General features: G+C 54.1%; 11 protein-coding genes and 2 tRNA genes. 3 read left to right on the top strand and 10 right to left on the bottom strand.

The annotated features are described in order from the left end of the window. Nucleotides 1–65: 65 nt before the first annotated feature. Complete coding sequence (ilvC, locus tag F3J28_RS21335; protein WP_008455576.1) at nucleotides 66–1,541, bottom strand: ketol-acid reductoisomerase; 1,476 nt, start codon at nucleotides 1,539–1,541, stop codon at nucleotides 66–68. Between the two features lie 165 nt (nucleotides 1,542–1,706). On the opposite strand from ilvC, the gene ilvY reads away from it, so the two are divergent. Then, nucleotides 1,707–2,600, top strand: a complete 894-nt coding sequence (gene ilvY / locus F3J28_RS21340; RefSeq protein ID WP_008455578.1) for an HTH-type transcriptional activator IlvY — start codon at nucleotides 1,707–1,709, stop codon at nucleotides 2,598–2,600. Here ilvY and ilvA read toward each other — a convergent pair. From ilvA to ilvL, 6 genes are all read right to left on the bottom strand, one after another. Next, nucleotides 2,597–4,141 carry a threonine ammonia-lyase, biosynthetic gene (gene ilvA, locus F3J28_RS21345; protein ID WP_166879575.1) on the bottom strand — a complete coding sequence of 515 codons (1,545 nt, stop codon included), beginning with the start codon at nucleotides 4,139–4,141 and terminating at the stop codon, nucleotides 2,597–2,599. The two genes, ilvY and ilvA, sit on opposite strands and share 4 nt — an antisense overlap. Before the next feature lie 2 nt (nucleotides 4,142–4,143). After that, the gene (gene ilvD, locus F3J28_RS21350) at nucleotides 4,144–5,994 is read right to left on the bottom strand and encodes a dihydroxy-acid dehydratase (RefSeq protein ID WP_166879578.1); all 1,851 of its coding nucleotides are present in this window, start codon (nucleotides 5,992–5,994) and stop codon (nucleotides 4,144–4,146) included. A 73-nt stretch (nucleotides 5,995–6,067) separates the two neighbouring features. Next, a complete protein-coding gene (locus tag F3J28_RS21355; RefSeq protein WP_166879581.1) occupies nucleotides 6,068–6,997 on the bottom strand; it encodes a branched-chain amino acid transaminase in 930 nt (309 codons plus the stop codon). Nucleotides 6,998–7,016: 19 nt separating this feature from the next. Beyond that, on the bottom strand, nucleotides 7,017–7,274 hold the full coding sequence (gene ilvM, locus F3J28_RS21360) for an acetolactate synthase 2 small subunit (RefSeq protein WP_016538957.1): 258 nt from the start codon (nucleotides 7,272–7,274) through the stop codon (nucleotides 7,017–7,019). Then, nucleotides 7,271–8,917: an acetolactate synthase 2 catalytic subunit gene (ilvG, locus tag F3J28_RS21365; RefSeq protein ID WP_166879584.1), complete on the bottom strand. Its 1,647-nt coding sequence runs from the start codon at nucleotides 8,915–8,917 to the stop codon at nucleotides 7,271–7,273. Before ilvG ends, ilvM begins: the two co-directional genes overlap by 4 nt. Nucleotides 8,918–9,057: 140 nt before the next feature. Beyond that, nucleotides 9,058–9,156: an ilv operon leader peptide gene (ilvL, locus tag F3J28_RS21370; RefSeq protein ID WP_071530467.1), complete on the bottom strand. Its 99-nt coding sequence runs from the start codon at nucleotides 9,154–9,156 to the stop codon at nucleotides 9,058–9,060. A 353-nt stretch (nucleotides 9,157–9,509) separates the two neighbouring features. Here ilvL and F3J28_RS21375 point away from each other — a divergent pair, with 353 nt between their 5' ends. Beyond that, the gene (locus F3J28_RS21375) at nucleotides 9,510–11,030 is read left to right on the top strand and encodes a YifB family Mg chelatase-like AAA ATPase (RefSeq protein ID WP_166879586.1); all 1,521 of its coding nucleotides are present in this window, start codon (nucleotides 9,510–9,512) and stop codon (nucleotides 11,028–11,030) included. A gap of 24 nt (nucleotides 11,031–11,054) precedes the next feature. On the opposite strand, the gene F3J28_RS21380 is transcribed toward F3J28_RS21375, so the two are convergent. Then, nucleotides 11,055–11,393, bottom strand: coding sequence for a MaoP family protein (locus F3J28_RS21380; RefSeq protein ID WP_039289198.1), 339 nt, complete (start codon nucleotides 11,391–11,393; stop codon nucleotides 11,055–11,057). Nucleotides 11,394–11,512: 119 nt separating this feature from the next. Between F3J28_RS21380 and hdfR the strand changes: the two genes are divergently transcribed. Then, nucleotides 11,513–12,337, top strand: coding sequence for an HTH-type transcriptional regulator HdfR (gene hdfR, locus F3J28_RS21385; protein WP_008455597.1), 825 nt, complete (start codon nucleotides 11,513–11,515; stop codon nucleotides 12,335–12,337). A 79-nt stretch (nucleotides 12,338–12,416) separates the two neighbouring features. Here hdfR and F3J28_RS21390 read toward each other — a convergent pair. Next, nucleotides 12,417–12,492, bottom strand: a tRNA-Trp gene (locus F3J28_RS21390). Between the two features lie 51 nt (nucleotides 12,493–12,543). After that, a tRNA-Asp gene (locus tag F3J28_RS21395) sits at nucleotides 12,544–12,620 on the bottom strand. Nucleotides 12,621–12,664: the final 44 nt, after the last annotated feature.

Genomic DNA, 12,664 nt, shown 5'->3' on the forward strand with positions numbered 1-12,664 from the left:
GAGAGGCGGCAAGATAACAGGCACAAAAAAAGGCGCCGAAGCGCCTTTTTCATTTCAAAAACACATTAGCCAGCAACAGCGATGCGTTTCATGTCGGTCATGTAGCCACGCAGTTTTTGACCCACTTTTTCGATTTCGTGGCTGCGAATGGCTTCATTGACGTCACGAAGCTGAGCGTTGTCTACCGCAGCGGCTGGGATCTCTTTACCCAGATCGCCCGGCTGCAGCGTGGTCATGAACTCTTTCAGCAGCGGTACGGCCGCGTAGGAGAACAGGTAGTTACCGTACTCAGCGGTATCAGAAATAACCACGTTCATTTCGTACAGGCGCTTACGAGCAATGGTGTTAGCAATCAGCGGCAGCTCGTGCAGGGACTCATAGTATGCCGACTCTTCGATGATGCCAGCGTCAACCATGGTTTCGAAGGCCAGCTCAACGCCCGCTTTCACCATGGCGATCATTACCACGCCTTTGTCGAAGTATTCCTGCTCGGAAATCTTACCTTCAAACTGCGGTGCAGTTTCGAAAGCAGTCTGGCCGGTCTCTTCACGCCAGGTATGCAGTTTCTTATCGTCGTTAGCCCAGTCAGCCATCATGCCGGAGGAGAACTCACCGGAGATGATGTCATCCATGTGTTTCTGGAACAGCGGAGCCATAATGGTTTTCAGCTGCTCGGACAGCGCGTTAGCGCGGATTTTTGCCGGGTTGGACAGACGGTCCATCATCAGCGTGATCCCGCCCTGCTTCAGCGCTTCGGTGATGGTTTCCCAGCCGAACTGAATCAGTTTTTCTGCATATGCAGCATCAGTACCTTCAGCCACCAGCTTGTCGAAGCACAGCAGAGAACCGGCCTGCAGCATACCGCACAGGATAGTTTGCTCGCCCATCAGGTCAGATTTCACTTCCGCAACGAAGGAAGACTCCAGCACGCCCGCACGGTGGCCACCGGTGGCTGCAGCCCAGGCTTTGGCAATCGCCATACCTTCGCCTTTCGGATCGTTTTCAGGGTGAACTGCGATAAGCGTTGGCACACCAAAACCACGTTTGTATTCTTCGCGCACTTCGGTGCCCGGGCACTTAGGTGCTACCATCACCACGGTGATATCTTTACGAATGGTTTCGCCGACTTCAACCACGTTGAAACCGTGGGAGTAGCCCAGCGCCGCGCCGTCTTTCATCATCGGCTGTACGGCCTGAACAACGGAAGAGTGCTGTTTGTCTGGCGTCAGGTTAACAACCAGATCCGCCTGTGGGATCAGCTCTTCATAAGTACCCACCTTGAAGCCATTTTCGGTCGCTTTACGCCAGGATGCACGTTTCTCGGCGATAGCTTCCGCACGCAGGGCATAGGAAACATCCAGCCCGGAGTCGCGCATGTTCAGACCCTGGTTAAGACCCTGAGCACCGCAGCCGACGATGACGACTTTTTTACCTTTGAGGTAGCTTGCTTCATCGGCGAACTCATCGCGCCCCATGAAGCGACATTTACCCAACTGCGCTAACTGCTGACGCAGGTTCAAAGTGTTGAAATAATTAGCCATCGTAGAACTCCGTATGTGTCGTGTTGTGCTTATTGTAAGGGCTCTGCAGCCGTGTCGTGCTGCCTAGAATGAACCCACTATATGACAGGAAATGCGTTGCTTAAATTGATATATTAACAACGTCGCGTTGCAATTATTGCAATGCAAAAACGAGGCTTGATGACCATGGATTTACGCGATCTGAAAACCTTTCTGCACCTGGCTGAAAGCCGCCATTTTGGGCGTAGCGCGCGCGCCATGCACGTCAGCCCCTCCACGCTTTCGCGCCAGATCCAGCGTCTGGAGGACGACCTCGGGCAACCTCTGTTTTTGCGTGATAACCGCACCGTGACGCTGACTGAAGCCGGCGAGCAATTACGGCTGTTTGCCCAGCACACGCTGCTGCAATATCAGCAGATGCGCCACACGCTTGGCCAGCAAGGTCCGTCCCTTAGCGGAGAGCTGCATCTGTTTTGCTCGGTGACCGCCGCATACAGCCATTTGCCGCCCATTCTGGACCGCTTCCGGGCTGAACATCCTTCCGTTGAAATTAAGCTGACCACAGGCGACGCCGCGGATGCGGTAGAAAAAGTTGATTCCAATGAAGCCGACCTGGCGATCGCCGGAAAACCAGAGTCCCTTCCGCCTGGCGTGGCTTTCTCAATGCTGGAAAATTTATCTGTGGCCTTGATCGCCCCCGCTTTGCCTTGCCCTGTCAGGGCGCAGGTAAGCCAACCGGAGCCAGACTGGGCCAAAATTCCGTTTATCATGCCCGAGCAAGGGCCCGTTCGCCGCCGTATAGAACTGTGGTTCCGCCGCCAGAAAATCAGTAACCCGGTAATCTACGCTACCGTCGCCGGCCACGAAGCCATGGTGTCAATGGTGGCGCTGGGATGTGGCGTCGCGCTGATCCCGGAAATCGTACTGGAAAACAGCCCGGAACCGGTGCGCAACCGCGTGCTGGTTCTGGAACGTAACGATGAAAAAGCGCCGTTTGAACTGGGCGTTTGCGTACAAAAAAAGCGGCTAAATGAGCCGCTTATCAGCGCGTTCTGGAAGCTTTTACCCGGCAGCCATTAACCGGCCAGGAAGAAGCGGAACGCCGGGTTCTGGGTTTCGTCGTGACATTCGTAACCCAGTTCGTTGAGCCGGGTTTCGAAGTCCGGCTCATTTTCACCCAACTCAAACGCCGCCAGAACTCGCCCGTAGTCAGTACCGTGGCTACGATAGTGGAACAGAGAAATGTTCCAGTGCGTTCCCAGCGTGCTCAAGAACTTCAGCAGCGCCCCCGGCGATTCCGGGAATTCAAAGCTGTACAACCGTTCGCGCAGCGGCTTCGAAGGTCGGCCGCCCACCATGTAGCGAACGTGCAGCTTCGCCATTTCGTCGTCAGAGAGATCGACCACACCGTAGCCGCCTTCGCTGAGCTGAGCGATGATCTCTTTACGCTCTTCCAGTCCGCGGGTCAGTCGCACCCCAACAAAAATGCAGGCATCGTCAGAGCTGGCGTAACGGTAGTTGAACTCAGTGACCGAGCGACCGCCCAGCAGCTGGCAAAACTTCAGGAAACTGCCTTTTTGCTCTGGAATGGTGACCGCCAGCAATGCTTCCCGCTGCTCGCCCAGTTCACAGCGCTCCGAGACATAGCGTAGCCCGTGGAAATTCACGTTTGCGCCAGACAGCACATGCGCCAGGCGTTCGCCACGAATGTTGTGCTGCTGGATGTACTTTTTCATCCCCGCCAGCGCCAGTGCTCCGGAAGGCTCGGCGACAGCACGCACGTCTTCGAACAAATCCTTCATCGCCGCGCAGATGGCATCGCTGTCCACGGTGATAATGTCGTCCAGGTATTCCTGGCACACGCGGAAGGTTTCGTCGCCGATGCGCTTAACAGCGACACCTTCGGCAAACAGCCCTACGCGCGGCAGCTCAACCGGGTGCCCGGCATCCAGCGCCGCCTTGAGACAGGCAGAATCTTCGGCCTCAACCGCAATCACTTTGATCTGTGGCATCAGTTGCTTGATCAAAACCGCTACGCCAGCCGCCAGGCCACCACCGCCAACCGGCACGAATACGCGATCGATGTGCGCATCCTGCTGCAGCAGTTCCAGCGCAACCGTACCCTGCCCGGCGATAACTGCCGGGTGATCAAACGGAGGCACGTAGGTGAAGCCTTGCTGCTGAGAAAGTTCGATGGCTTTGGCTTTTGCCTCATCGAAATTAGCGCCATGCAGCAACACTTCGCCGCCGAAGGCCCGTACAGCATCGACTTTGATATCCGCAGTAGCCACAGGCATAACGATCAGCGACTTAATACCCAATCGCGTGGACGAAAGCGCGACGCCCTGGGCGTGATTTCCCGCAGAAGCGGTGATCACGCCGCAGGCTTTTTGCTCGCTGTTCAAGCCCGCAATCATCGAATAAGCCCCGCGCAGCTTGAAGCTATGCACAGGCTGACGGTCTTCACGCTTAACCAGAATGACGTTATCAAGGCGCGACGAAAGCTTTTCCATTTTCTGCAGCGGCGTTACCTGCACGACTTCGTAAACCGGCGCGCGCAATACCGCGCGCAGATACTCTGCTCCGCCGGGGGCATCGGGTAGCGGTTGTGACTCAGCCATAATTAGCCTCCAAGCTTGCTTTTATCACGCACGGCGCCTTTATCCGCACTGGTGGCGAGGCTGGCGTAGGCGCGCAGGGCGAAGGAAACCTGGCGCTCACGATTGCGAGGAGTCCATGCCGCTTCACCGCGAGCTTCCTGCGCTTCACGGCGTGCAGCCATTTCCTGATCGGTAAGCTGCAGCTGAATACCGCGATTAGGGATATCGATGGCAATCATGTCGCCGTCTTCAATCAGAGCGATATTGCCGCCGCTGGCTGCTTCCGGAGAAACGTGGCCGATCGACAGACCCGAGGTCCCGCCGGAGAAACGCCCGTCGGTGACCAGCGCGCAGGCTTTACCCAGTCCCATAGATTTCAGGAAGGTGGTTGGGTAGAGCATTTCCTGCATACCAGGCCCGCCTTTCGGCCCCTCGTAACGAATAACAACCACGTCACCTGCAACGACTTTACCGCCGAGGATGGCTTCTACCGCATCGTCCTGACTTTCATAAACTTTGGCCGGGCCGCGGAATACCAGGCTGCCTTCATCCACACCAGCGGTTTTAACAATACAGCCGTTTTCCGCGAAGTTGCCGTACAGAACGGCCAGGCCGCCATCTTTGCTGTAGGCATTTTCCAGTGAGCGAATGCAACCGTTAGCGCGATCGTCATCCAGCGTGTCCCAGCGGCAACTCTGCGAGAAAGCCTGGGTAGTACGAATGCCCGCCGGACCCGCGCGGAACATCGTTTTCACCGCCTCGTCTTTGGTCAGCATTACATCGTATTGTTCCAGCGTCTGCGGCAGGGAAAGGCCAAGCACGTTTTTCACTTCGCGGTTCAACAATCCGGCGCGATCCAGCTCGCCGAGGATCCCTAGTACGCCACCCGCACGGTGCACGTCTTCCATATGGTATTTCTGGGTGCTTGGCGCGACTTTACACAGCTGTGGAACTTTGCGGGACAGCTGGTCAATGTCGGTCATGGTGAAGTCGATTTCAGCTTCTTGCGCGGCGGCCAGCAGGTGCAGAACGGTGTTAGTGGAGCCGCCCATGGCGATATCCAGCGTCATGGCGTTTTCGAACGCCTCTTTGCTGGCGATGCTGCGCGGGAGCGCGGTGGCATCATCCTGCTCGTAATAGCGCTTGGTCAGTTCAACAATGCGTTTACCCGCGTTCAGGAACAACTCTTTGCGGTCGGCATGCGTCGCCAGCAGTGAACCGTTACCCGGCTGAGACAGACCTAGCGCCTCGGTCAGGCAGTTCATGGAGTTGGCCGTGAACATACCTGAACAAGAGCCGCACGTTGGACACGCGGAGCGTTCAACCTGCTCGCTTTGCTCGTCAGAAACTTTCGGATCCGCACCCTGAATCATCGCATCGACCAGATCCAGCTTGATGATCTGGTCGGAAAGTTTAGTTTTCCCGGCTTCCATCGGGCCGCCGGAAACGAAGATCACCGGAATGTTCAGGCGCAGTGAGGCCATCAGCATCCCAGGGGTGATTTTGTCGCAGTTGGAGATACAAACCATGGCATCGGCGCAGTGGGCGTTAACCATGTACTCAACCGAGTCGGCAATCAGCTCGCGGGACGGCAGGGAATAGAGCATACCGCCATGCCCCATCGCGATACCGTCATCCACCGCAATGGTGTTGAACTCTTTCGCTACGCCGCCGGAGGCTTCGATTTGTTCGGCAACCAGTTTACCCAGGTCGCGCAGGTGAACGTGGCCCGGTACGAATTGGGTAAAGGAGTTGACGACCGCAATGATCGGTTTGCCAAAATCGGCGTCGGTCATCCCCGTTGCGCGCCATAGCGCGCGGGCACCCGCCATATTGCGGCCGTGGGTTGTAGTGGCGGAACGATACTTAGGCATGCTTTATTTACTCCAGTCTGTCGGGTAGCAGGCGGTCAGTTGCCGCCCGCCTGATTATATTTTTGTTTAAGACTTACGGGTTTACCTGATCTAACCAGCCCCACTTGTCTTCGGTTTCGCCGGTGAACAAGCCAAAGAATGCCTGTTGAATACGTTTGGTGACCGGGCCACAGCGGCCTTCGCCCACCTGAATGCGGTCTACGCTGCGTACCGGGGTGATTTCGGCGGCGGTACCGGACATAAAGACTTCGTCGGCCAGGTACAGAGATTCGCGCGACAGCACCTGCTCACGGACTTCAATGCCCAGGTCTTTTGCCAGCTTGATGATTGCATCGCGGGTAATCCCCGGCAGCGCTGAAGAGGTAAATGGCGGGGTGTAGATCACGCTGTCTTTTACTTCGAACAGGTTTTCACCCGCGCCCTCAGACAGGAAGCCGTTCACATCGAGCGCAATCCCTTCCTGATAGCCGTGGCGGCGTGCTTCGCTGCCGACCAGCAGAGAAGAAAGGTAGTTACCGCCCGCTTTGGCCGCGGTAGGAATGGTGTTTGGTGCCGCACGGTTCCAGGAAGAGACCATTGCATCAATCCCCTGATCCAGCGCTTCAGCGCCCAGATAAGCGCCCCACGGGAAGGCCGCAATGATCACGTCGGTGGTATACCCTTCCGGCGGATTAACGCCCATACCTACGTCGCCAACAAAGACCAGAGGGCGAATGTAAGCGCTGGTGAGATTATTTTTACGGATAACCGCACGACAGGCTTCCATCAGCTCATCCACGCTTTGCGATACCGGGAAGCGATAGATTTTTGCTGAGTCACGCAAGCGCTGCATGTGTTCACGATGACGGAACACCACTGGCCCTTTGTGCGAGTCGTAGCAACGGATGCCTTCGAAGACCGAAGTACCGTAGTGCAGCGCGTGGGACATTACGTGAACTTTCGCTTCTCCCCACGGAGTCATCTCGCCATTGAACCAGATGTAATCAGCTTTCTTGGTCGTCATTGTTCTCTTCCTTTTACGCTCAGGCGCGGATTTGTTGTGATGTTGGTTGCTGGATTTCAACGCAGGCAACGTCAACCAGCTTGCTTAATTGAGTAAACAGTAATTCGACTGGCCGCAGGCTAGCAACGGTCAATTCAATATTAATATTGTCGGTATTCCCCGCCGCGGCCATATTCATCGCGCAGATCTGGAATCCACGATGGCGCACTACGCGTAAAACACGTTCTAACGTTTCCGGGCGGAAGCGAGCCTGCACTGCGAGCTGATGTTGCATCATGATAATTTCTCCAGCATTTGCGAGTTACTGGCACCGGGCGGTACCAACGGCCAGACGTTTTCGTACTCATCAATCGAGACGTGAAGCATGTACGGGCCGTCGCTGTTCAGCAGGGCGTCTAACGCGGCTTCTACCTGGTCTTTACGGGTGATGTGCTGGCCTGGAATGCCAAAGGCGCTGGCCAGCGTGAGGAAATCAGGGTTGTCGGTCAGGGTGGTTTCACTGTAGCGCTCTTCAAAAAACAGCTGCTGCCACTGTCTCACCATGCCCAGGCGTTGGTTATCGAGCAGCAGGATTTTGACCGGCAACTGTTTGCGTTTGATAGTGCCTAACTCCTGAACGTTCATCATGAAAGAGCCATCGCCGGAGACACAAATAACCGTATCTTCCGGCCTTGCAACCTGGGCACCAACGGCCGCGGGTAAACCAAAGCCCATCGTGCCAAGCCCGCTGGAAGTGATGAAGTTCTCCGGGCGGGTGAAGGTCATGTGCTGTGCGGTCCACATCTGATGCTGGCCTACGTCGGTGGTCACAACGGCTTCTGCTGATTTGCGCTCGGAGAGCTGCTTCAGCAGCAAGGGGGCATAGATAGCCTGACCCGGATGATCGTAGCGCCACTGGTGTTCTTCGTTCAGGGCGGCAATATGCTGCTGCCAGGAAGCAATGTGCAACGGCTGTTGCAAGGCCGGTAAAAGCTGATTCAGCGGCCCCTGCAACGCGACATGCGCCTGGCGCAGCTTGCTCAGCTCCGCAGGATCGATATCCATGTGGATAACTTTGGCGTGCGGAGCAAAGGTATTCAGCTTCCCGGTGACGCGATCATCGAAACGGGCTCCAACGGCCAACAGCAGATCGCACTCCTGAACGGCGAGGTTCGCCGTCTTGGTGCCGTGCATTCCCAACATACCGGTATAAAACGCATGGTCGGCCGGGACTGCACCCAGCCCTTTCAGGGTGACTGTGGAAGGCATACCCGTGACGGAAATAAACTCACGGAGCGCTGGAACCGCCTGCGCCATCCCAACGCCGCCGCCAACGTAAAGCATCGGCTTTTTGGCCTGAGCGAGCATTTCACGGGCCTGCTGCAATTCAGCCAACGGTAGGTCAGCATCATCTTCAACGGCAGATAACCAGGTCTCTGGCTCGCCAATAGCCAACTGAATATCTTTTGGAATATCGACCAGAACAGGGCCTGGACGGCCAGAATTAGCAATCTCAAATGCCTCAGCAAGGACGCGCGGCAATTCATCAAGGGATTCGACGAGGAAACTGTGTTTAGTGCAGGCAAGCGACAGGCCGAGGACGTCAACTTCCTGGAAAGCGTCAGTCCCGATCAAAGGTGCAGCCACCTGGCCGGTGATGGCAACCACAGGAACAGAATCTAAAAGTGCGTCAGCAAGGCCAGTTAACAGATTTGTCGCACCGGGGCCAGAAGTGGCAATACACACACCGGTTTTGCCCGTTGAGCGGGCATAACCAATAGCTGCCATGGCTGCACCTTGCTCATGGCGACACAGTAGATGTTCCACACCACCGTCGTACAACGCATCGTACACCGGCATAATCGCGCCGCCAGGATAACCGAAAACTGTTTCAACACCCTGCGCTCGCAACGCATGTACTACCCACTGTGCACCATTCATAGTTAGTTCCCCGTCTCATTACCGGAGAAACAGCATTTTATTCTGCAACACATACTCTGTTCCTCGCTTCACATTCTTCAGTCAACAAAAAACCCCCGGACCTTTCGGTGCGGGGGTTCTTTTCGATTCAGGCTTGATTTTTAAGCCTTTCTTTCTCCAAGTGCAGCCCCGCACGGTGGGATAATAATCACCACCACGCTAATCACGACCAGGCTAATCACTCGTAGAAGGGCTGTCATTTTCTGTATGTTCTAACGTCTAGTTCGAAGTAATGCCTACAGAGTTATCACAGAGTTGACGTAAAGCACAATATTTTTTTATGACGAAAAGATCGCCGTTGAAATTAATTAGCATAAAAACTATTTAATTTCAGTGCATAACGAGAAAGTGAAAATAATTCATAAAACTGGTCTGCTGAGGGTATTTTCTGCGTAATACCAGTAAAAAGTTATTGTTCTGCGATCGGCTTCGCAGCAAGATCTGTAAAAAAGAAAGCGGATAAAAAAGTCAGGGAGGGGCTTCCCGGTGCATAAAACGAACAATATTTAATCTTTTATTGGCGCGGCAGAATGAAGTTTTTCACGGAGGAAAAATGTCACTGTCGGTTGTCTATACCAGAGCAGCACTCGGCGTTCACGCCCCACAGGTTACGGTTGAAGTGCATATCAGTGCTGGTTTACCAGGGCTTACGCTTGTCGGCCTGCCTGAAACTACCGTGAGAGAAGCCCGGGATCGAGTCAGAAGCGCATTGATCAATAGCGGCTACACATTTCCAGCGCGTAAAATCACTATTAACCTTGCTCCGGCAGATCTTCCTAAAGAAGGTGGCAGATACGATTTGCCGATTGCTCTGGCGCTGCTGGTTGCCTCTGAGCAGCTAAATACGCCCAAGCTGGCCAAGCTTGAGTTTATCGGCGAGCTTGCGCTGACCGGGGAGCTACGTGGGGTTTCTGGGGCCATATCGTCCGCTATGGAGGCTTTGAATGCGGGGCGAGAAGTCGTGGTTGCCGCAGAAAATGAAGAAGAAGTAGCCCTGATCGCTAAACCGGGCTGCTTTGTGGCCACGCATCTGACCGAGGTATGCGCCTGGCTGGAAGGAAAACACGACCTCCGCACCCCGGTTAGCCCTGCGCTGTGGCAAGCTGATAGTCTGGAAGACATGAACGAGATTATTGGGCAAAGTCAGGGAAAACGAGCGCTGGAAATTGCGGCGGCTGGCGGGCATAACCTCTTACTGATAGGCCCACCAGGAACGGGCAAAACCATGCTGGCGAGCCGGCTCAATACGCTCCTTCCTCCTTTGAACGATGTTGAAGCATTACAGAGCGCTGCCATTCTGAGCCTGGTACAATCTTCGCATCTTCATCGCCATTGGCGTCAGCGTCCGTTCAGGGCTCCCCATCATAGTGCCTCTTTAACTTCCGTCGTGGGCGGCGGGGCTATCCCGCAGCCAGGAGAAATTTCGCTAGCGCACAACGGCGTGTTATTTCTGGATGAATTACCTGAGTTTGAGCGCCGCGTACTGGACTCGCTTAGGGAACCTATGGAATCAGGCGAGATTCATATCTCTCGTACCCGGGCTAAAATCACCTACCCCGCGGATTTTCAGCTTATCGCGGCGATGAATCCCAGTCCTACAGGGCACTATGAAGGCAAACATAACCGCGCCACGCCCCAGCAGACTTTACGCTATATGAATCGACTCTCGGGCCCTTTTCTCGACCGCTTCGACCTCTCAGTGGATATCCCGCTTCTCCCGGCAGGAATGCTGAGTAAAACGAACCATCGGGAAGAAAAAAGCGAGAGAATAAGGGAAAGGGTAATAGAGACACGCGACAGACAACTCTCCCGGCAGAACAAGCTGAACGCCCGACTCAGCAATCATGAGATCCGCGAACACTGTGAACTTGTGCCGGATGATGCAGTTTGGCTGGAGGAAACATTACTCAAACTGGGCCTGTCGGTCAGGGCATGGCAACGTCTTCTGAAAGTCTCTCGTACCATCGCGGATATCGAGCATTGCGAGAGTATTACTCGGGCACATCTCCAGGAAGCACTGAGCTATCGAACTATTGATCGGCTGCTCCTGCATTTGCACAGACTGACAGAATAAAAAACGGGGCTTTCGCCCCATTTTTTAATCATCACTATCGCTGTAGTCTTCAACCGTATCCATCTGCGGTTTACCGCCAGACAGGGTATGAAAACGTTTTGGACGCTTAATACGCGCCATGTACTTGCTCCAGACACGTTCCGCTTCAGTAGCAGGCTCGCGCACGCCACGGCATACGGCAACAAACTGCACTTCTTCTTCAGTGCCTGGTTCGCGCTTACCGAGATCCAGCTCATTGAACGCAAAACCATGACGTTCTAACAGCTGTGCCTCTTTGATGGTGAAATCACCATGACGAGCAAACCCACGTGGATAATGTTTATTGTCGAAAAACCGATTAGTCGTCGTAAAGCTTTCCGCCATCCTACACGCTCCTGATTTTCTTGGCCGAGCTATTTATGGCGCGGAGTATTAGTTACGCTTGACAGAGTGTAAAACAAAACATTTAAATCATAACGACAAATTATTTTTTGGAGTAAGCCGTGGACACCGAATTACTTAAAACCTTCCTGGAAGTTAGCAGAACACGGCACTTTGGTCGCGCTGCAGAAGCACTTTATTTGACGCAGTCTGCGGTAAGCTTTCGCATCCGACAGCTCGAAAATCAGCTTGGTGTAAACCTTTTTACCCGCCACCGCAATAACATACGGCTGACAACTGCCGGGGAGCGCCTATTGCCCTACGCAGAAAACCTGATGAATACGTGGTTAGCAGCGAAAAAAGAGGTATCACATACTTCTCAGCATAATCAGCTCACGCTTGGTGCCAGCGCATCGCTTTGGGAATGTATGCTTTCTGAATGGCTCATTGCGCTTTATCAACAGCATAATGGCCTGCAGTTCGAAGCACGAATTGCACAACGTCAGTCACTCGTTAAACAGCTTCATGAGCGCCAGCTGGATTTATTGCTCACAACTGAAGCGCCAAAAATGGACGAATTTGCCAGCCAGTTGCTAGGTTACTTCAGCATGGGGCTTTATGGTCCTGCCGCGGAAAGCCGTAAAGCTTCACTCAACTATTTACGCATCGAGTGGGGTGCGGATTTTCACCAGCATGAGGCCGAGCTCATTGGAAGTGATGATATTCCGGTATTAACTACCAGTTCAGCAAAAATAGCCTGCAAGCTGATCTCTGAACTTAACGGTTGCACCTTCCTGCCGATTGAGTGGGCAAAAGAACAGCCCGGGATCTGGCCTGTCCCCGAAAGCACAACGCTTTCCAGACCATTGTATGCTGTCTGGTTACAAAACACGGACAAACAGAGTGTTATCAAAGAATTATTGAAGACACCATTAAAGGCGCAGTAATGCGCTTTTAATAGCTAAGAATATAAAGGAGAGGAATTTTGGACAAAAAAAATCCTTTGCCTAAGCAAAGGATTATATATGGCAGGGGCGGAGAGACTCGAACTCGCGACACCCGGTTTTGGAGACCGGTGCTCTACCAACTGAGCTACGCCCCTAAATTTTCCTACTATTAAGCCTGCTTAAAGAGCAGGCTTAATTTTAATAAGTGGCGGAACGGACGGGACTCGAACCCGCGACCCCCTGCGTGACAGGCAGGTATTCTAACCGACTGAACTACCGCTCCACCGAATTTTTCTACAACCACCGGTTTGTTGCCCCGGTTTACTG

Origin of the sequence: Enterobacter sp. Ap-1006, from assembly GCF_011752835.1 — a bacterium.
Lineage (GTDB): Bacteria > Pseudomonadota > Gammaproteobacteria > Enterobacterales > Enterobacteriaceae > Cedecea.

Coding starts and splice junctions, on each gene's coding strand:
- ilvC (WP_008455576.1), bottom strand. CDS start 1,541: ATGGCTAATTATTTCAACACTTTGAACCTGCGTCAGCAGTTAGCGCAG.
- ilvD (WP_166879578.1), bottom strand. CDS start 5,994: ATGCCTAAGTATCGTTCCGCCACTACAACCCACGGCCGCAATATGGCG.
- ilvM (WP_016538957.1), bottom strand. CDS start 7,274: ATGATGCAACATCAGCTCGCAGTGCAGGCTCGCTTCCGCCCGGAAACG.
- ilvG (WP_166879584.1), bottom strand. CDS start 8,917: ATGAATGGTGCACAGTGGGTAGTACATGCGTTGCGAGCGCAGGGTGTT.
- ilvA (WP_166879575.1), bottom strand. CDS start 4,141: ATGGCTGAGTCACAACCGCTACCCGATGCCCCCGGCGGAGCAGAGTAT.
- ilvY (WP_008455578.1), top strand. CDS start 1,707: ATGGATTTACGCGATCTGAAAACCTTTCTGCACCTGGCTGAAAGCCGC.
- F3J28_RS21380 (WP_039289198.1), bottom strand. CDS start 11,393: ATGGCGGAAAGCTTTACGACGACTAATCGGTTTTTCGACAATAAACAT.
- ilvL (WP_071530467.1), bottom strand. CDS start 9,156: ATGACAGCCCTTCTACGAGTGATTAGCCTGGTCGTGATTAGCGTGGTG.
- F3J28_RS21375 (WP_166879586.1), top strand. CDS start 9,510: ATGTCACTGTCGGTTGTCTATACCAGAGCAGCACTCGGCGTTCACGCC.
- F3J28_RS21355 (WP_166879581.1), bottom strand. CDS start 6,997: ATGACGACCAAGAAAGCTGATTACATCTGGTTCAATGGCGAGATGACT.